This window comes from Pokkaliibacter sp. MBI-7 (assembly GCF_029846635.1).
Taxonomy (GTDB): Bacteria; Pseudomonadota; Gammaproteobacteria; order Pseudomonadales; family Balneatricaceae; genus Pokkaliibacter.
In genome coordinates this window covers 424,468-443,898 of sequence record NZ_JARVTG010000001.1, presented here as the reverse complement: position 1 = coordinate 443,898, position 19,431 = coordinate 424,468, and the positions used below count along the sequence as shown (strand labels likewise).

Below are 19,431 nucleotides of genomic sequence, written 5' to 3'. Positions count from 1 at the left end.
ATGGACAGGTCATGTCGGTACAGCAAAGCCTTCGTCGGCAGCCTGCTTGTAATCAGCAGGCTTTCTCCAAGTGATGACAGAAGGCTATAAGCGGCTTAGCGCAGAGTGAGCAAGACCATGAGCAACGAATTCTTATCTCCCCTGAATACCCAGATGTGGGCCAATGGCCGCCATCTGGTGCGCTGCGTGAAGATCATTCAGGAAACCTGGGATGTGCGCACTTTCTGCTTTATGGCAGACCAGCCGCTGTTTTTCTTCTTCAAACCCGGCCAGTTCGTCACGCTGGAGCTTGAGATCGACGGTTTGCCGATCATGCGCTCCTACACTATTTCCAGTTCGCCTTCGATTCCGTACAGCTTTTCCATCACCGTCAAACGCGTACCCGGCGGCAAAGTCTCCAACTGGCTGCATGACAATCTGAAAGAAGGTGATGAGTTGCCGGTGCATGGCCCGGTGGGGCTGTTTAATATCATCGACTTTCCCTCTGACAAAGTGCTGTTCCTGTCGGGCGGAGTAGGGATCACGCCGGTGATGTCCATGGCGCGCTGGCTGTTCGACACCAATGCCAGCACCGATATGGTGTTTGTGCACAGTGCCCGCTCCCCGCGTGACATCATTTACCACCGCGAGCTGGAGCATATGGCCTCGCGGGTGAAGAACTTCGGCCTGCATCTGATCTGTGAGCGTTATGACATCGGCGAAAGCTGGTCTGGCTACCGTGGTTATCTGACCGAAGCCATGATGAACATGATTGCGCCGGACTTTATGGACCGCGAAATCTTCTGCTGCGGCCCGACGCCCTACATGAATGCCATCAAGCGCATCCTGCAGCAGTGTGGCTTCGACATGAAGCGCTATCACGAAGAGTCGTTCGGTGCGACGCCGACCGAGGTCAAGGAAGATGCCATCGAGCAGGCCAAACAGGCACAGGAAGCCGATGGTGAAGTCGACAGCTCTGAGTGGTTTACCGTGGAGTTTGCCCAGACCGGCAAGAGCATCCGTCTGGCACCGGGGGAGACTATTCACGCTGCCGCATCGAAACTCGGTCTGCATATTCCCAAGGCCTGCGGTATGGGTATCTGCGGCACCTGCATGCTGGAGAAGCTCAAGGGCGAGGTGGAGATGAGCCACAACGGCGGCATCACCGATGAAGACATTGAAGACGGCAATATCCTGACCTGCTGCAGCATACCCAAATCTGACGTGGTGATTGATTACTGATCACGACGCGACTTTCCCCTGTGCGGCCAACGAACAGGGGAGGATGGACGTTGCTGCAGACTAAGCACAGGAGTTTGCAGTAACACTCTCGCCATCCTCCCCGCCTATCTCTTTTCTCCTGTCTCCTTTTCCATGGATCTTTTCCGTTGTCCTTTTCGTTTTGCGCGCACCCGCCTGTGCGGAACCTCACCTCTCTCATTGCCACCCATTCACAGAATGATGTTCAGTAAATAGCTGAGGCGCGTGGTGATGAAGGTCGGGGGCCATTCAGGGCTGACGGTTACGCTGCATGATGAGCAGGGCCAGTCACAGAGCGAAATCGGGCCGGCGACTCCCTCTGTGGCCTCGTCGGTCGGCAGCCCCGAGCACAGTCACCCTGCCGCACAGGGCGATATATCTCCTCCGGGCTCTCCCCATTCTGCCGGGCACACTCAGCCGCCCCGGGTGACGCTGGCACAGTTGCTATTACAGGAGCGTCAGACCGAACCACCGGCAGTGCGAGAGCGCAGTGGTAAGCCAACGCTGGGTGAATTGTTTGCCCAGACCCGGGATGAGTTCGCGGCGCCATCGGCAGATCAGCCCGACAAACCTGAGGGTATTAAGGGGAATAAAGGTAAAAAATCGCGACTGGGTAAAAGCTGGGGCGCGTTTAAACGGGCCTTGCATATTACCCCTGCACCCCGGCAAACACAGGCAGTGGCAGAGACGCACACATTGGCGGCTATGCCCGCCGTCACCACAATACCTGCACAGGCCACCGCCACAACGGCAGACGAACCAGCCAGACCCACAACGCCAGCGGTGAGACCGCCTCCACCAGCGGGGTTGCGTGAGCAGCAGATCCGCGCAGACAGTGAGAATCTGTTTGGTTCTGTGTGGGAGGCAGCCGCCGTCGCCGACAGCTCTGCGGCAACGGCAGCCGACCCGGTGGCCTATCTGCGCGACCCGATGCTGAAGGCGGCGAAGGGCGCTGCTAAAAACGGTACGGTCAGCGCTGAGAACATCTACTCCAAGGGGAATATGTTCAACTCCATTGACCTCGGTGGCGACAATATTTTCAAGGCGCAGGCCGATATGATCCGGGCAGCGAAACAGGAGGTATTGCTGCAAACCTTTCAGTGGGAGCCCAATTCCAAAGGCGCCAATATGTTGCTGAATGCCCTGCATGATCTGGCTGCAACACACCTGGGAGCGGATCCCCTGAGTAAGGTGAGCGGTGCCGATGGTCAGCCCATCAAGGTGCGGATTCTGGTGGATGAGCTGGGTGACGTAGCCTTTAAAAAGATGTGGCCGGAGGCAGTCAAGCCGGACATTGCCAATCCGCGAGTGCTGCTGGGGCTGGATCAGAGCAATGCTGATCCGCGCCATGAGCAGCTGTTGCACAAATTTGATTTTGAGGTGCGTACTTACAAGCACCAGCTGATCAACTCACTGCACAGTAAAACGCTGGTGGTCGACGGTAGGCATGCGGCACTGACCGGCGCCAATGTGCAGGAGCGCAATCATCCGGCTGAGCATGGACGCGATGTCGTCAAGTTTTTTGACGTGGGTATTACTCTGGCCGGACCCGCTGCCAAGGGTTTGCGAGAGGACTTTGTCTTCTCCTGGAATAAGGCCAGTAACCCGCGGTTGCCCACTCATGCATTGTCTGCTCAGGCGCCTGCTAATAGTATTGCCTGGGACTCAGAGGGAGGGGAAATGGCGGTATTAACCAAGCAGCCCAATATCAATCCGCTCAATACTCGTGTTGATAACCCGCAGGATCAGGCCATTCTGGCGGCGGTGCGCCATGCTCGTGAGCGGATCCAGATTCTGTCACCCAACTTTAATACCCCTGCGCTGGAGAAAGCTCTGATCAAAGCGGCAGACCGCGGGGTCAAGGTGGAGATTCTGACGACCTCGTTTGCTAACCGGGATCGTCTGGACAACAGCGTTACCGGGCGCAGTAATCCGCAGGCCTATCAGCATCTGCTGAAGCAGGCTAAACATCCTGAAAATATCGATTTGCGCTATTTTTCCAGTCTGGAGCCTCTGCTACCCAACCAGTATCAGAGCGCGCAGGATTGGGAAGATATGAATGAGCTGCAGCCCGTGGGCAGCCACGCCAAGCTGATGATCATCGACAACAAGGTGGCTATCACCGGCTCAGGCAATATGGATAAAACCAGCTGGCATTTTACCGGTGAGGCGAATGTGGCGTTGTTTGATCCTCAGTCCGCCGCTGCGTTGCAGGACAAAGCCTTTGCGCCGCTGTGGCAGGCCGCTCAGCGTGCACCGCGAATGTAGAATTTCCTCGCGTTTAGCCGATATGAAATGCGGGTGAATTTTCGGTATTGCTTATTCCTTGGAATAAATTTTCCAGATTATCGTTATCCTGAGTTGCTCTTGCCCTGTGAGCAAGCAATACTGTGTCCCCATAACCTTTACCTGACCGTCAACGGCAGGATCAATAACAACAAAGAAGAAAGGAATGACACCATGTCAGCCAGTCTGGAACTCTCCCAGAGCCTGAATCTGTTCCTCGTCGCCGGAGGCATTCTCAGCCTGATCGCCGCCATGGCTAACGTTGCCATGCTGGTGGGTGGGCCATCCTGTTACCGCTTCTTCGGTGCCAGCCAGCGTCTGGTCCGGCTGGCCGAACGGGGCCATGCACTGCCTACCCTGATTTCTGCCTTTGTTGCGCTGCTGCTGATGATCTGGGCGGGTTACGCCTTTTCTGCCGTGGGCATGATTGAGCGTTTGCCGCTGCTGAAGTTTGGTCTGGTACTGATCGCGGTGGTCTATATTGCCCGTGCGCTGCTGGCCATGATCAGCTGGGTACGCAGTGGCGAGAAGCTGGCAGCAGGCCACTACTGGGCGCCTTCTCTGTGTCTGGTATTCGGTGTGTCCTATCTGGTCGGTGCCGTGCAGCAGTGGCCTGTACTGTAACCGCCTGATCGCTGCTACAAACATCACTTATAGAAACAAAAGCCGGAGCGCATCACTGCCTCCGGCTTTTGTTTTTCTGCGCGGGTGTGCCCGCCGTTTATTTCCCGCTTAACAGACGTTGCTGCTGGGCCTGCTCATGGGCGGCCACTTCATCATCCATGGCTTTGTGACTGAAGCGATCGGCCACTTTATCCAGATAGATGTAAATCACCGGGGTGATATACAGCGTCAGCAGTTGTGACACCACCAGCCCACCGACCACGGTCAGACCCAGTGGCTGACGCAGCTCGGCACCGGCACCGATCCCCAGTGCGATGGGCAGGGCACCCATCATGGCGGCCAGTGTGGTCATCATGATCGGGCGGAAACGCAGCATACAGGCTTCGACAATGGCGTCTTCCGCGCTGACCTGGCCATCCTTACGCCGTTCAACCGCAAAGTCGATCATCATGATGGCGTTCTTCTTGACGATACCGAGCAGCATGACGATACCGATCATGGCGATCACCGATAAATCCATTTTGAACATCAGCAGTACCGCCAGTGCGCCGATGGCGGCAGAGGGCAGGCCGGACAGAATGGTGATGGGGTGCCAGTAGCTCTCATACAGGATGCCGAGGATCACGTAGATCACGAACAGTGCGCTGAGGATCAGAATCACCTGATCGCCCTGTGACTGCTGGAAAGCCTGCGCCGTGCCGGCAAAACTGCCGGTGATGGAAGCCGGAATATCCGCCTGCTGCTGTGCCTGATCAATCAGCGTTACCGCCTGACTCAGGGCAACGCCATGCGCAAGGTCGAAGGATAGTGTCACTGAGGGCAGCGATGACTGGTGATTGACGGTCAGCGGACCGGTATCACGGTGCAGGGTGGCAACGGCTGACAGTGGCACCAGCGCACCGTTACTGCCGGGCACATAGAGGCCATCGAGAGACGCCTGGCTGTTTTTCTCGTTGTAGGCACTCTCCAGAATGATGGCGTAGTCATCGGTGGAGGTGTAAATCGTGCCGATCTGGCGGGTACCGTAGGCCGAGTAGATCTGGCTGCGGGCCGCGCTGACGGAAACACCGAGGCTGGATGCCTTGTCGCGGTCAATATCCACTCGCAGCTGTGGGTTGGTGACCTGCAGGTCACTGGTCACACCTGTCAGCTGGGGTATTGCCGCCAGCTTCTGTTCCAGCCGCTGCGAGGCGGCATTCAGCTCCGCCAGATCACTGCCCTGCAGGGTGTACTGGTACTGGCTCTTGGATGCCCGTCCGCCCAGACGCAGGTTTTGAATCGGCACCATGAATACGTTGATGCCGGGAATATCTCTGGCTTGATGACGAATGCGATTGATCACCTGACGGGCGGAAGCATCCCGCTCCTTCAGGGGCTTCAGCGCGATAAACATCCGCCCGGCGTTACTGGTGTCATTGGGGCCGCCGGAGCCGACACTGGAGTTTACCGTAGCCACCGCAGGGTCTTTGAGCACGAGGTCCAGCACCTGATTCTGCAGCTTGACCATGGCCGGGAAAGCCACGTCTTCACGCGCTTCGGTACTCATGATGATCAGGCCGGTATCCTCCTCGGGGAAGAAGCCCTTCGGCACGATCTGGAACAGCCACACCGAGATACCGACCGACGCCAGTGTCAGCAGCAGGGTGATCAGGCGCACCCGCAGCACGGCTTTGAGGCTGCTGCGATAGCCCGCCAGCACGGCATCGAAACCTCGCTCGATAGCCTGATAGACCCGGCCATGCTGTTCGTTGTGACGCACCTTGAGGCGGCTGCACATCATTGGCGTCAGGGTCAGAGAGATAAAGCCGGAGATAAAGATGGCCATGGCCATGACGATGGCGAACTCATGGAACATCCGCCCGACAATCCCGCTCATGAACATTACCGGGATAAACACCGCCACCAGCGACAGCGTCATCGACAGGATAGTAAAGCCGATCTCTCTGGCGCCGCGGATAGAGGCCTTGAACGGATGCTCGCCGTTTTCGATATGGCGCATGATGTTTTCCAGCACCACGATGGCATCGTCGACGATAAAGCCGACAGCCAGCGTCAGCGCCAGCAGCGACAGGTTGTCGAGACTGAAGCCGAACAGGTACATGCCGGCAAAGGTGCCGATCAGCGCAATCGGCAGGGTGACTGCGGGGATGATGGTCATGGCCAGATTACGCAGGAACAGGAAGATCACCATCACCACCAGCACCATGGTGAACAGCATGGTCAGCTGCACATCATGCACTGACTCGCGAATGGAGGCGGAACCGTCGTTGAAGGGGATCAGCGTTACGTCGGCTGGCAGCATTTTCTCCAGCACCGGCAGTTGTGCTCTGACCGCATCGACCACCTTCAGGGTATTGGCGCTGGACTGCTTGCGCACGGCCAGCACGATGGCGGTCTTGCCGTTAAAGGAGCTGGAGACTTTTTCATTCTCGATGCCATCGCGTACTTCGGCCACGTCGCTCAGCCGCACCGGCTTGCCATCGACATTGGCGATGATCACCCGGGCAAATTCAGCGGCACTTTTCAGCTGGCCCGAGGCGTCGATGGTCAGGCTGGTCTGATCGCCACTGACGGAGCCCAGCGGCGAGTTGGAGTTGGCGGTGGAGATGGCGCTTTCCAGATCGGACAGGCTGAGGCCCATGGCGGCCAGCTTCTGCGGGTCTGCCTTGACCCGCACGGCGTATTTGCGACTGCCATAAACATCCACTTCGGAAATGCCGGTCAGCGTCGCCAGCCGCTCCGACACCAGCCCCTCGGCCAGCTCATCCAGCCGGGTCAGGGGCAGAATATCGGAGCGCAGTGCAATCAGTAGCACCGGGCGATCAGCCGGGTTGGACTTGCGATAGCGGGGTGTGGAAGTCATCTCATCCGGCAGGCTGCGCTGCGCCTGACTGATGGCGGTCTGCACATCCATGGCGGCAGAGTCGATGTCCCGGGACAGGTCAAATTCCAGCGTAATACGGGTAGAACCCTGCGTGCTGGAAGAGGTAATGGCGGTGACGCCGGAAATAGTAGCGAACTCTTTCTCCAGCGGTGTGGCCACTGAAGCGGCCATGGTTTCCGGGCTGGCACCCGATAACGAGGCTGATACCGAAATGGTCGGGTATTCCACCTGCGGCAGTGCCGATACTGGCAGCATGCGATAGGCAAAGCTGCCGAACACCACAAAGGTCAGCATCAGCAGGACCGTCATCACCGGACGGCGAATACACAGCTCTGACAGATTCATGCGGCAGGGGCCTCGGCTTGCTTGCTGGAGGAGGTGTGGCTGCTCTGCTTGCGGGTACTGTCGGCGGTGGCATGGCTGTCACTGTCGGGTGTTTCCACCTTGACCTTGATGCCATTGCGCAGGTTCTGCTGGCCGGTGGTGATCACACTTTCACCGTCCTTCAGCCCTTCACTGACCACGGCCTGACCATAGCTGATGCGGTTGAGGGTGACATTGCGCTGGGTAACCGTGCCATCCGCATTGAGGATAAATACATAGGGGCTTTCCGGACCGTCCTTGATGGCGGTTTCTGGCACCACGGTTGCGCCCTTGTCGACACCCAGTTGCAGGGTGACCTGGGCAAACTGGCCGGGCCACAGCTTGTGATCAGGATTGTCGAACTCGGCATAGACTGGCAGGGTGCCTGACGCGGTATCGATATTGTTATCGATATAGGCCACATGGCCGGTAAAGCTCTGCTCGCCCTGACTGGTGGTGAGCACCAGTTTGACCGGCACCTCACTGCCTTTGCTGTTGAGCTCGGCCTGCAGCTGGTTGAAGTAACGCTCCGGCAGAGAGAACAGCACCTTGACTGGTTCGAGCTGGCGTACGGATACCAGCGCCGTGGTGGCAGAGGTTTTGATAATACTGCCGACATCGACGCTGATATTACCGATACGCCCAGTCAGTGGTGAGCTGATCTGGGTATAGGACAGCTGGGTCTGGGCCAGACTGATGGCCGCCTTGTTGGCATCAATACTGGCCAGCAGAGTGTTGTAGCTGGTCTGGGCGTCTTCAACGTCCTGTTCACTGGCGGCCTTACGGGCAAACATGGCTTTCTTGCGATCCAGCGTGGTTTTGGCGCCACGCAGGGACGCCTGATTCTGTTCGAGGCTGGCTCTGGCCTGTGCCAGTTCAGCCTGCAGGGCGCGGTCATCAAGGGTGAACAGCAGGTCGCCCTTGTTGACGTACTGACCATCCTTGACGCGGATGCTGGTCAGCTGGCCGTCGACACGGGGGAAGATGTCCACGCTGGCGGAGGCTTCGACATGGCTGAAGGTGCTGTACTCCTGCGGCATGTCTTTCAGCTCCACCCTGGCGATGGTCACGGGAGGAGGCGCACTTTGTCGGCCTGCCGTGGCGGGCGCGCTCGTGTGCTGACGGCTGTAATAGAGGTAGCCTCCTGCCGCCAGTACGATGATCAGAATCCAAAAAACTGCCTTTTTCATGGGTCGGCCTTTGTCTCTTGCACGGCTGTCAGTCCCGCTCCGGCCGGGCGGGGGCGTGGTTATTGTTGTGAAGTTGCAGAAGGTTCGCTGGCGGGCACGGGCAGTGCTGCAGCGGCTGCCTGCGGGGTGCCTGAGCGGTTCCACCAGCCCCCTCCCAGTGCCTGATACAACGCCACGGTGTCTGTCAGTCTTGCCGCCTGAGCCTGAACTCGCAGCAGACGGGCATTCAGCAGTGTTTTCTGTGCATCCAGCAGGGTCGAATAGGAGGTGCCACCGGCCTTGTACTGCTCATCGGCAATCTTCTCGCTGCGGGTCGCGGCTTCCTCGGCGATGACGCGGGCACGCAGCGTCTGGGCATCGTAGTTCAGGGCATCGAGGACATTGGCGACATCCTGAAAGGCGCTCAGCACCACACTGCGGTAGCTGGCCTGCGCCTGATCGTAGGCGGCTTCACTGGCCCGGGTCTGATGGTGTTTGATGCCACCATCGAAAATGCTCTGGGTGATGCTGGAGGCCAGATTCCACACCAGCGTGCCGGGCGAGAACAGTTCGGCAAAGGTGTTGCCTTCGCTGCCGTAACTGCCGGTAATGCCAAACTGGGGCAGCTGGTTAGCGGTAGCAACGCCCACTTCGGCGGCGGCCTGATGCATCAGCGCGGCAGAGGCCCGGATATCGGGGCGCTGTGCCACCAGATCGGAGGGCAGGCTGAGTGGCAGTTGCTGTGGCAGTGTCAGCTGATCAAGGGTGATCGGATCCATGGACAGTTCACTGGGCGCCTTGCCCAGATACACCGCCAACTGGTTACGCAGCAGCGCCAGCGATTTTTGCAGCGGTGGCAGACTGGCCTGAGTGGCGGCAATCGAAGCCACTTGGGATTCCACATCGGCCTGAGAAATGCTGCCGAATTCAAACTGGGTCTGCAGAATGTCCAGCAGCTGTTGTTGCAGCTGGATGATGTCTTTGGTGGTAGCGATCTGCTCGCGATAGGAGGCTTCACTGATGGCCGCATTGACCACATTGGAGGCGAGGCTCAGATAGGACGCTTCCAGCTCAAACTGCTGATACTCATGACTGGCCTGCAGGGCCTCATAGGCACGACGGTTGCCGCCGAATACGTCCAGCTCGTAACTGACATCCACCGAAGCATTAAAGGTGTTGTAGACCCGTCCGCCATTGGAGGAGCTGGAGCCTGAACTGGACGAGTGCTGGCGCTTGGAATCCAGACCACCGCTGATGCTGGGGATCAGAGCACCGTGTGCCGCCTGCATATTCTCGCTGGCTTCACGCAAGGCCGCCTGCGCGGCGGCCAGATCAGGGTTGGCCCGGAAGGCTTCGGCCACCAGCTGGTTAAGCGTGGCCGAATCAAACGACTGCCACCAGCGTGCACTGACCGGCAAGCCGTGGTCCAGCTGCTGGGCGGCACCTGCGGCCAGCGCTGTCTGGTCGGAAGCGGCGACGGTACGTTGCAGAGGATCAGCACTGTAGTGCTGTAGCGTGGGCGCCTGCGGGCGGCTGAAATCCGGCCCGACCATGCAGCCACTGATCAGCACAGTCGCCAGCACGACGGCCAGCGGTCGCAGAGAGCATAAAGGTGATGGCACAAAGATATCCCGTTTACTTTGCACAAGAGGTCGCCTGTTCACGGTGTGTCATGTTTTTACGCAGCCTGCTCCGTTCTGGAGGAGGGCAGGCTGCCGTTATTTTGTTGTTACGGGTAAAGGCTCGTAGCGAGCACAGAATCACTGTCGACGGCGATCAGAGAACTGTCAATGCTGTTTATCTATTACGTGATTGATTACTATGCACTTCACCACCGGGGCTATTCCGGGTCGGATGTGTTAGCGCTAACGTGTCAGGTCAGAGAATAGCGAACTGCGGTGTCAGGCAGGTGACTGTGTAAAGAGTTTGACTGCACGTTGTAAAGCGCTGTTGGGGCATCATGGCACGATTGCACTGTCGTGTTTGTTGATTTCTATGACACGGGATGACACTTGCAAGCGGAAAGCGGAAAGCGGAAAGCGGAAAGCGGAAAGCGGAAAGCGGAAAGCGGAAAGCGGAAAGCGGAAAGCGGAAAGCGGAAAGCGGAAAGCGGAAAGCGGAAAGCGGAAAGCGGAAAGCGGAAAGCGGAAAGCGGAAAGCGGAAAGCGGAAAGCGGAAAGCGGAAAGCGGAAAGCGAGCTGCGGCCTCTGGCAGACCGCAGCAGCAAGTGAGGCGGGATTAAATCACACCCAGCTCACGCAGACGTTCCTGCAGATAGCTGCCTGCCGTATGGCGTTTGGACAGCACCACGTCAGGACGGGGATGCAGGAACAGCGGCAGGGAAATACGTGATTTGCTCATGTCTGCCCCTTCCGGGTTGATGACCCGGTGGGAAGTGGATGGGAAGTAGCCACCCGATGCTTCCTGCAGCATGTCGCCGATATTGATGATCAGATTGCCGAAGTCGCTGGGGACATCAATCCACTCATCGGCAGTGCCTTTGACCTGCAGGCCGGGTTCATTGGCGGCAGGCAGGATGGTCAGCAGGTTGATGTCTTCATGGGCGGCGGCACGGATGGCACCGGGTTCTTCGTCACCTTTCAGTGGCGGATAGTGCAGGACGCGTAGCAGGGTCTGGTTACTGCCCTGAATCATGCCTGACAGGGGCTCTGAATAGAGTGAGGACACTTCGACGGGGGAGTGCTTTTCTACCCAGCTCAGCAACTCCGAAGCAAGGGTAGTGGCTTGCTGGTAGTAGTCTTCCAGCTCGGAACGCAGCGGCTCCGGGCACTGGCCCCAGGGATAGAAGTGGAAGTATTCCTTGATGTCCTTGATGGAGAAGCCCTTGGCGGTTTCTGACACGCTGGCAGGGAAGAAGCCATCCTGAGTGCCCTTGTGGTACAGGTACTGGTTTTTCTCGTCACTGTAGAAGAACGCATGCCAGTGGCGATAAATGGATTCGACCAGTTCCTGCTTGATGGGATGGTTTTTCAGCACCCCAAAGCCGGTTGAACGCAAGGATTCGACAAACAGCTCGGCGGCATTGGGCGCCTGATAATCAACGGCAGTCAGTTTCATTGGCGTTGGAACACTCTTTTGAGAGGTATCGGTAGTGCGCCCCAGCTGCTGAGCATCTGCAGGGCAGTGATTTCCGGTACCTGAAAGTCAGGGAAGACGTGACCGTGGTCTGGTCACAATGCAGCCATTATGGCACCTCGTTAAAATCTGTCCAGACGGTCAAATTGTTCATTTGCTCAGCTGTTTTAGCCAACTAAGGAATCGCATTCATGCTTCTCGAATTCTTTCAGGCGGTGTTTCCCGTCATTGTCTGCGCCGGTCTGGGCTGGATGATGAGCCGCAAGACCACGCTGCTGAATAACCCGGCACTGCCTGAGCTGGTAACGCGCATCGGCTTGCCCTGTCTGATCCTCAGCGCCTTTGCCAAGATGGACACCGGCCTGCTGACCATGACCCACACGGTCGCAGCGGCTGTGCTGTTTCTGGCGCTGAGTGCGGCGGTGGCAGCGGTGGGGCTCAAGCTGGCGGGGCTGGAGATACGCTGGTATCTGTCACTGCTGGTGAATCCCAATACCGGCAACCTCGGCATCCCGCTGGTGTTTGCACTGCTGGGGGAGAAATCGCTGGTGCATGCGGTGGTGATTTCCACGCTGGTGCAGGTCAGCCATTTCACCCTCGGGGTGTGGCTGATGTCAGGCTCGTTCTCACCGAAGAAAATACTGCTCAACCCTTCCATCATCGCGCTGGTGATCGGCGTGCTGTGGACAGCAACCGGCATTGCCACGCCCAAGGCCGTGCTCGGCACCCTGACCATGCTGTCAGGGATGACCCTGCCGATCATGTTGCTGCTGCTCGGCCGCTCGCTGGCTTCCATCGATTTCAAAAATATGAGCAATCTGTCCGTCATCGGTGGCTTGTCAGTGGCGCGAGTGGTGTTGGGTGTAACGGTGGCTTACGCCGTGGCCTGGCTGCTCCATCTTGACCCGCTTGTTGCCAAGACGCTGGTGATTCAGGGCACCATGCCGGTGGCGGTCATCACCTATATTCTGGCCAGTCAGTATCAGGGTCCGAAAGATGAGATTGCTGCTGTCATCATGTGTTCAACGGTGCTGTCGTTGCTGACGGTGATGGGGCTCAGTGTGGTGCTGTTGTAACTGTTACTCACTGATAAGTAATAACGGCCCAAGCCAATAGTGCAGGCGATGGGCGCTGCTGCTCAATATCGCTAGACTGGCTGCCTGTCGGGCTTTTTCAGCTTGTCATCCGTCAAGCCTGACAGCTGCTAGTGGCCACATCGTCTGGAAGGAGCGCCTAATGTCTTTTGATCATGCCTATTGGACCGGCCTGCGCCGTGAACTGCATCAGCAGCCTGAGCTGTCCGGAGAAGAAGCCGCTACCGCGCAGCGGATACTGGCGCTGTTCCGGCCATGGCAGGCTGATGAGGTGCACACTGGCCTTGGCAAGGTGGATGGCCAGCCAGGTACAGGCATGGCCTTTGTTTTCAATGGTACGGAGCCGGGGCCAACAACACTGATCCGCGGTGAGCTGGATGCCCTGCCGATTCAGGAAAAGGGCCAATGTCAGCATCAGTCATGTACACCGGGAGTGGCCCATTTGTGTGGCCATGATGGGCATATGACCATGGTGGCCAGTCTCGGTGCCACCCTGAGCCGCCAGCGGCCACGCAAAGGCCGGGTCATACTGGCGTTCCAGCCAGCCGAAGAAACCGGTGCCGGTGCCGTCAGCATGGTGCAGGATCCGGACTTCGCCTCATTGCTGCCGGATTATGCCTTCGCCTTGCACAACGTGCCCGGCTTGCCACTGGGTAAAGTGGTGGTCAAGGCTGGTAGCTTCAATTGCGCTTCACGCGGCATGATTATCCGCCTGACCGGCAAAACCTCACACGCCGCCCACCCTGAAAATGGCCGCAGCCCGGCGCTGGCGCTGGCACGGCTGATTCAGTCACTGAGTGCCCTGCCGCAGCAGCTGCAAGGCTTCAACCGGGTGACCATCATTCATGCCTTACTCGGCGAAGTGGCCTTTGGTACCTCACCGGGCGATGCCGTACTGATGGCCACGCTGCGCACCGAAACCAATGACGCCATGAACTTTCTGGTCGAAGCTGCCTCCCGGCTGGCGGCGGAGGAAGCCGAACGTGACGGGCTGGAATGGGCACTGGAGTGGCAGGACGTGTTCCGCGCCAGTGTGAATTCAGAGGAGGGCGCTGCTCAGGTGGTGGCCGCCTGTCACCGCAACGGGGTTGAGGTTGAAGTGGCTGACAAGGGCTATCGCTGGTCCGAAGACTTCGGCATTTTCACCGAAGTCGCAAAGAATGGCGCCATGTTCGCCCTCGGTGCAGGGGAGCGCAGCCCGCAGCTGCACAACCCGGACTATGACTTCCCTGATGAGCTGCTGCCCATCGGCAATGCGCTGTTTCTCAGCCTGATTCGGCAGATCAATGGCTTGCAGGGGGAATAAGCCGCAGCAGGCAGTGAACATTTTTTACGCTTGTTGCCAGCGGGTGACCATGATAGTTTCCCCCCGCTCTGCCAGTCCCCCCGTGGGCGTCTGGCGGGGCAGGACAATGCAAAGGATGAGAAGTATTTGCTCGGGAAACTCCGCCAGAAAAGGAAAAGTTCATGGCCTCCACCCAAGCTGCCGCTGCAACAGCGGCAAACAGCAAAGCCCAGACGATCATCGACCTGTGTGAACAGTACTGGGACGCCAACACCCGCAATTGCAGCGGCTTTGTCAAAAGTGTCGCTGCTGGCCTCGGTATCCAGCTGACCGGTCAGGCCAATGCCATCATAGATCAGATGCAGCGCTCACCCTGGCGCATCCTGGCCAGTGCTCAGGAGGCACGCCGTCGTGCTGCCGCTGGCGCACTGGTACTGGGCGGCCTTAAGGCAGATCCGCACGGTCACGTCGTCATTGTCGTCGATGGTCCGCTCAGCCACGGTAAATACCCGACGGCGTACTGGGGCAGTCTTGGCGGTGTTGCCAGGAAAAACACCACGATCAACTGGTCATGGGGTGCCGCTGACCGTGACAACGTGATTTACGTCTGCCGCGAATGGTAAGGAGACAGATTGTGAAACCACCAGTGAAATCACTGCTGTGTTCCTGCCTGCTGCTGGCCTCGGTGACGGCGCTGAGTGCCTGTGCCGATGAAGTGGGCCGTGCTGTCACGGTAATGAGCGGGCCCCATTGCCCCACTGATCAGTTGCCTTATACCCGGCAGCAGGTCGGCGACTATCAGGTGTATATGTACGAGCCAGACAATGCGGAGGCACCGCAGATCTGGCAGGGGCCGGTGTGTATTGAGGCGCAGAAGCTGGCATCGGCCTGTCAGCTGGACTTCGGCCTGATCAAACAGGTCAGGGCCGGGCAACTACCGGGGACGGTCAGCATCACTACATTCAGTGGTTCCAATGCCACCGAGCATGAGGTAGACCCAGCCAAATGTGCTCCCTGATGCGTCAGACCTTCTGAGAACATGCTCACGGCCTGAGCATCAGCAGCAACACAAAACGCCCTCATCAGGGCGTTTTGTGTTTCTGTGGGTGGGTCAGTTGAGCAGTGCCTTTCTGGCCGCCGCCAGCCCTTCAGCACCGTCAGCGGTGGTGACGTCTTTCAGCCAGCTGTCGAGCTGCGCCGGGTTGGCTTTGATCCAGCTGTCGACGGCCTTATCGGCAGCGGTGCCATTCTCCAGTACATCGGTCATGACGGTGTTTTCCATCGTCAGGCTGAAATCAAGATTACTTAGCAGTGCTGCTACGTTGGGGCAGTGGTCTTTGAACCCCTTGCGCGTCAGGGTGAAGACATCACCTGCACTACCGAAGTATTTTTCTCCGCCGCTCAGGTAAGCCAGCTCGAAATTGACGTTCATCGGATGAGGCGTCCAGCCGAGGAAGACGATACCTTTCTTGCGGTTCACGGCGCGTTTGACTTCTGACAGCATGGCCTGCTCACCGGATTCCACCAGCGTCCAGCCTTTCAGACCAAACTCATTGTGATCAATCATGGTCTGGATGGACTGGTTGGCTGGTGCACCGGGCTCGATGCCGTAAATCTTGTGATCGAACTCATCGCCATGCTTGGCCAGATCGGCAAAGCTTTTGATGCCTTGCTCGTATACGTATTTGGGCACCGCCAGCGTGAACTCGGTGCCGTGCAGATTCTTGCTCAGCTGCTCCACTTTGCCGGAGGCGACATAGCTGTCGTGGAATTTCTGCTGAGCAGGCATCCAGTTACCGAGAAAGGCATCCATCTGACCATTGGCAAGACTCTCATAACTCACCGGCACCGACAGCATGGTGATCTTGGCGTCATAACCCAGTGACTTGAGCAGCATGGCAGCGGTCGTGGTCGTGACGTTGCTGTCGGACCAGCCCGGATCGGCCAGATTGACGGTGCCGCATTTGTCAGCGGCATAACCGGCGGTGCTGATCAGTGTTGCGGCGGCCATTGTCATGGCTTGGGTCAACAGGGAAGTGCGGGTGGTGCTGAGCCAGGAGCGGGAGAGAGAAGTCTTAGTCATCATTTTGCCTCGAATACGTCCGGTTCTAGTGGGGGACTGCGGCCAGCAAGCTGGCTCTGGGAACCTGCTCAGCGCTGAGCAGGTTCTTCGGTACCGCCTTATTGGTTTTATGCTGCGGTAGCCAGGGCGATGTCTTCTGTCCAGATCGGTAACAACAGGGTGCGTTCACGCCTCTTGTTCGTGTGAGTGTGAACGCCTTTCACGGTAACGCTCACTGAGGGCGCGGATAGCGTGCACGCCGCTCCAGATCATCCAGATCGATGTGGTTGCGCATATATTGCTGACTGGCATCGACCAGTGGCTGGTGGTCCCAGCTGGTCAGTTCGCCGAGCTTCAGTGCCCCGGCGACAAAGCGACGACGACGCTGACTGGCCAGCACCGCACCGGTGATCGCCGGGATATCCCAGGTGGTTTGTGCCTCACGCAGAAATTCAGCCATGACATCCTGATAGTCGCTGCTGGCGGCCAGATCGTTCAGCTCCAGCGGGTCACTGAGCAGATCGAACAGCATGCAGGCGTCCTGTTCGGAGTAGATGAACTTATAAGGGCCGCGTCGAATCATCATCATCGGGCTGATCGTGCCTTCGGCCATGTATTCGCCGAGTACCCGGTCATGCCCCTGCTCACCACGCAGATGTGGCAGCAGTGACTGGCCGTCCATAGGCAACAAGGGATCCAGCGTGCCGCCTGCCAGTTCCACCAGAGTGGGCAGCAGATCCATCGTCGATACGCTGGCGTTGACGTGAGCCGCGGCGAACTGCTGCGGTGCATGAATGAGCAGCGGTACGCGGGCGGACATTTCGTACCAGCTCATCTTGTACCACATGCCACGCTCACCGAGCATGTCGCCGTGGTCGCCGGAAAATACGATCACGGTGTCATCGGCCAGACCGCATTCTTCCAGCGTGGCACGCAAATGGCCGATCTGCTGGTCAACGTAGCTGATGGCGCCAAAGTAGGCGCGGCGGGCCCGGCGAATGGCTTCTTCGGTCAGTGGCTTGTCCCACAGATCATAGACTTTCAGCAGGCGCTGGGACTGTGGGTCCAGCGCATCCTGCGGCAGGGTGACGGTGGGCAGTGGAATGTCGTCATCGTCGTACAGATCCCAGTACGCCTTGCCGATGGTGTAGGGGTCGTGAGGATGGGTCATGGAGACAGTCAGGCAGAACGGCTGCTGCTGTTCGCTGCGGGCATAGTCATACAGGTACTGCTTCGCCCTGAAGACGACCTCCTCATCAAAGTCGAGCTGGTTGGTGCGCACGCAGGGGCCGGCCTGCAATACCGATGACATGTTGTGATACCAGCTTGGGCGCACATCGGCTTCATCCCAGTTGACCGCCCAGCCAAAGTCGGCGGGGTAGATGTCACTGGTCAGGCGCTGTTCAAAGCCATGCAGCTGGTCCGGGCCGCAGAAATGCATCTTGCCCGACAGTGCCGTCTGGTAGCCAAGACGACGCAGATAGTGGGCAAAGGTCGGGGTATCGGCAGCCAGTTCTGCGGCGTTGTCGTAACCGCCGATTTTGGAGGGTAGCTGTCCGGTCATCAGGGTAAACCGCGAGGGGGCGCACAATGGGCTGTTGCAATAGGCTGAGTCAAATACCACCGCTTGCCGGGCAAGTTCGTCAAGGTGCGGTGTTTTTAGCTTTTCGCTGCCAAACAACGCTGCTTTGCCATGCATTGGCAGTATGGGAGCGGCCATCTGGTCGGCCATGATGAAGAGGATATGTTTTCCACGCATGTGCTGGTGAATCCTGTCAATCCAAGGGTGACTGAGCTGTTCTGGCTATATTCAAATTTGTATCAGTCGGCGTAAACTGGCTGTCACCCTATAACTAAGATAAGCCACGCTTATGCCAGATGACTTTCGCCTAAGCTCCCTTGATCTGCTGACTGTGTTCGAGTCAGCTGCCCGTCAGCTCAGTTTTACGGCGGCGGCCAATGAGCTGGGGGCAACGCAGCCTGCAGTCAGCCAGCAGATAAAACGGCTGGAAAAGGAGCTGGGGGTGAGACTGTTTGATCGCGTCTATCGCGGTATTGAGCTGACCGAAGCCGGGCAGCTGCTGCTGGAGCATGCACAGGAAGGGCTGGAGTCGTTTCGTCGCGGTATCAACGAAGTGCGGGCGGGCAGCCAGCATGAGGTGATCAATATCGCCACTGACTTTGCCTTCGCCGCTTACTGGCTAGTGCCCCGCCTGCCACGCTTTCAGCAGCTGTATCCGGACATTGATGTCAGTCTGGTCACGTCGGAGCGCAACAAGTCGATGCTGCGGGCTGATATTGATATCGCCGTGATCTTTGGTGACGGGCGTTTCCGTCATCTGGAAAGCCATCTGCTGTTCAGCGAAGAAGCCTATCCGCTGGGCAGTCCGCGTCTGCTGGAAGGGCGCAATGGTCAGCTGTTTTCACCGGCAGAGCTGGCCAGTCTGCCGATGCTGCACCTGCAACCCGGTGTGCATTCTGACTGGTATACCTGGAATTCGCTGCTGGCCGCATGGGGTATACGTGAAGCACCATCAGTGGCCGGGCTGAGCTTTGATAACTACACCTTGCTGGTGCAGGCGGCGATTGCTGGCAGGGGTATTGCGATTGGCTGGCGTTATCTGACGGATACCCTGCTGGAGCAAGGTTTACTGGCCCGGCTGACCGCCGAAAGTGTTTCCAGCCACTTTGGTTATCACCTGATTCTGCCGGAACGTAAGCGCCGTATCCGGCTGATAGAAGCGTTTGTGCAGTGGATTCGGCAGGAAGCTGCTACTGCACAGTCTCCCACCTTGTCAGGCTCGATGACCCTGACCTACTGATCAGACGGACTGATGTGTCTGTGTGGACGGGGCTTCGTCCCAGAAGAAGCCGCAGCTGCGGCAGCGCGTGCCCTGTTGCTGCTCGCCCGGCGTGGTGCCAAACAGTAGAAACAGCAGCTGGGTGGTTTTGGCCTGATACAGCGCAGGTTCCAGAGCGGTGCTGCTGCAGCGCGGGCAGTGACAGTGCAGATCCGGTTCACTGCGCTCTGGCATGTCATCCTGCACGTTTGTTTCTTCTGCCAGTACCCTTAAAGCAAGATCCTTGCTTTCCTCCTGAACCTGCACCCGCACCCCGCCTAACGCCTGTGAGTAGATCCAGTGGGTGCTGATGGTGTGTTCATCGGCGATGAAGGCTTCGATTCCGGCATTATCCAGCTTGCCGCGGGCAATATGGGCCTCGTAGGGGTAGGTATAGCGGGCGACGGTAATCCAGCCCATGGCGCCTCCTGTCAGTACTTGCCTGTCAATCACTGCAGTCCTGTTCACTATTTAGCCATTGAATGCGCC

Annotated in this window: 15 protein-coding genes; 8 read left to right on the top strand and 7 right to left on the bottom strand. The window is 58.1% G+C overall.

What is annotated here, in order from left to right; genetic code table 11:
- Positions 1-117: 117 nt before the first annotated feature.
- From QCD60_RS02155 to QCD60_RS02145, 3 genes are all read left to right on the top strand, one after another.
- Positions 118-1,221 carry a hybrid-cluster NAD(P)-dependent oxidoreductase gene (locus tag QCD60_RS02155; protein ID WP_279781974.1) on the top strand — a complete coding sequence of 368 codons (1,104 nt, stop codon included), beginning with the start codon at positions 118-120 and terminating at the stop codon, positions 1,219-1,221.
- Positions 1,222-1,470: 249 nt separating this feature from the next.
- Entirely contained in the window at positions 1,471-3,507 is a 2,037-nt protein-coding gene (locus QCD60_RS02150) for a phosphatidylserine/phosphatidylglycerophosphate/cardiolipin synthase family protein (RefSeq protein WP_279781972.1), read from the top strand.
- Between the two features lie 192 nt (positions 3,508-3,699).
- Positions 3,700-4,149, top strand: a complete 450-nt coding sequence (locus QCD60_RS02145) for a hypothetical protein (RefSeq protein WP_279781970.1) — start codon at positions 3,700-3,702, stop codon at positions 4,147-4,149.
- Positions 4,150-4,246: 97 nt separating this feature from the next.
- Here QCD60_RS02145 and QCD60_RS02140 read toward each other — a convergent pair whose 3' ends face one another.
- The 4 genes from QCD60_RS02140 to QCD60_RS02125 all read right to left on the bottom strand — a co-directional run bounded on the left by QCD60_RS02140 (position 4,247) and on the right by QCD60_RS02125 (position 11,643).
- Positions 4,247-7,378: an efflux RND transporter permease subunit gene (locus tag QCD60_RS02140; protein ID WP_279781968.1), complete on the bottom strand. Its 3,132-nt coding sequence runs from the start codon at positions 7,376-7,378 to the stop codon at positions 4,247-4,249.
- Positions 7,375-8,586 carry an efflux RND transporter periplasmic adaptor subunit gene (locus QCD60_RS02135; protein ID WP_279781966.1) on the bottom strand — a complete coding sequence of 404 codons (1,212 nt, stop codon included), beginning with the start codon at positions 8,584-8,586 and terminating at the stop codon, positions 7,375-7,377. Before QCD60_RS02135 ends, QCD60_RS02140 begins: the two co-directional genes overlap by 4 nt.
- A gap of 59 nt (positions 8,587-8,645) precedes the next feature.
- On the bottom strand, positions 8,646-10,187 hold the full coding sequence (locus QCD60_RS02130; RefSeq protein WP_279781964.1) for an efflux transporter outer membrane subunit: 1,542 nt from the start codon (positions 10,185-10,187) through the stop codon (positions 8,646-8,648).
- A 616-nt stretch (positions 10,188-10,803) separates the two neighbouring features.
- Entirely contained in the window at positions 10,804-11,643 is an 840-nt protein-coding gene (locus QCD60_RS02125; protein WP_279781962.1) for a 2OG-Fe(II) oxygenase family protein, read from the bottom strand.
- Between the two features lie 209 nt (positions 11,644-11,852).
- Between QCD60_RS02125 and QCD60_RS02120 the strand changes: the two genes are divergently transcribed.
- From QCD60_RS02120 to QCD60_RS02105, 4 genes are all read left to right on the top strand, one after another.
- Positions 11,853-12,737 (top strand): AEC family transporter, encoded by an 885-nt coding sequence (locus QCD60_RS02120; RefSeq protein WP_279781959.1) that lies wholly within the window; start codon positions 11,853-11,855, stop codon positions 12,735-12,737.
- Positions 12,738-12,897: 160 nt separating this feature from the next.
- The gene (locus QCD60_RS02115; RefSeq protein ID WP_279781957.1) at positions 12,898-14,061 is read left to right on the top strand and encodes an amidohydrolase; all 1,164 of its coding nucleotides are present in this window, start codon (positions 12,898-12,900) and stop codon (positions 14,059-14,061) included.
- A 161-nt stretch (positions 14,062-14,222) separates the two neighbouring features.
- Entirely contained in the window at positions 14,223-14,663 is a 441-nt protein-coding gene (locus QCD60_RS02110; protein ID WP_279781955.1) for a hypothetical protein, read from the top strand.
- Positions 14,664-14,674: 11 nt separating this feature from the next.
- Complete coding sequence (locus QCD60_RS02105; protein WP_279781953.1) at positions 14,675-15,058, top strand: hypothetical protein; 384 nt, start codon at positions 14,675-14,677, stop codon at positions 15,056-15,058.
- Between the two features lie 93 nt (positions 15,059-15,151).
- Here QCD60_RS02105 and choX read toward each other — a convergent pair whose 3' ends face one another.
- A complete protein-coding gene (gene choX / locus QCD60_RS02100) occupies positions 15,152-16,126 on the bottom strand; it encodes a choline ABC transporter substrate-binding protein (protein ID WP_279781951.1) in 975 nt (324 codons plus the stop codon).
- Positions 16,127-16,334: 208 nt separating this feature from the next.
- Positions 16,335-17,861: a choline-sulfatase gene (gene betC, locus QCD60_RS02095; protein WP_279781949.1), complete on the bottom strand. Its 1,527-nt coding sequence runs from the start codon at positions 17,859-17,861 to the stop codon at positions 16,335-16,337.
- A 112-nt stretch (positions 17,862-17,973) separates the two neighbouring features.
- Here betC and QCD60_RS02090 point away from each other — a divergent pair, with 112 nt between their 5' ends.
- Positions 17,974-18,924: a LysR substrate-binding domain-containing protein gene (locus QCD60_RS02090; RefSeq protein WP_279781947.1), complete on the top strand. Its 951-nt coding sequence runs from the start codon at positions 17,974-17,976 to the stop codon at positions 18,922-18,924.
- Here the strand turns inward: QCD60_RS02090 and QCD60_RS02085 are convergent, their stop codons facing one another.
- Complete coding sequence (locus QCD60_RS02085; RefSeq protein WP_279781945.1) at positions 18,925-19,362, bottom strand: DUF2007 domain-containing protein; 438 nt, start codon at positions 19,360-19,362, stop codon at positions 18,925-18,927.
- Between the last annotated feature and the right edge of the window lie 69 nt (positions 19,363-19,431).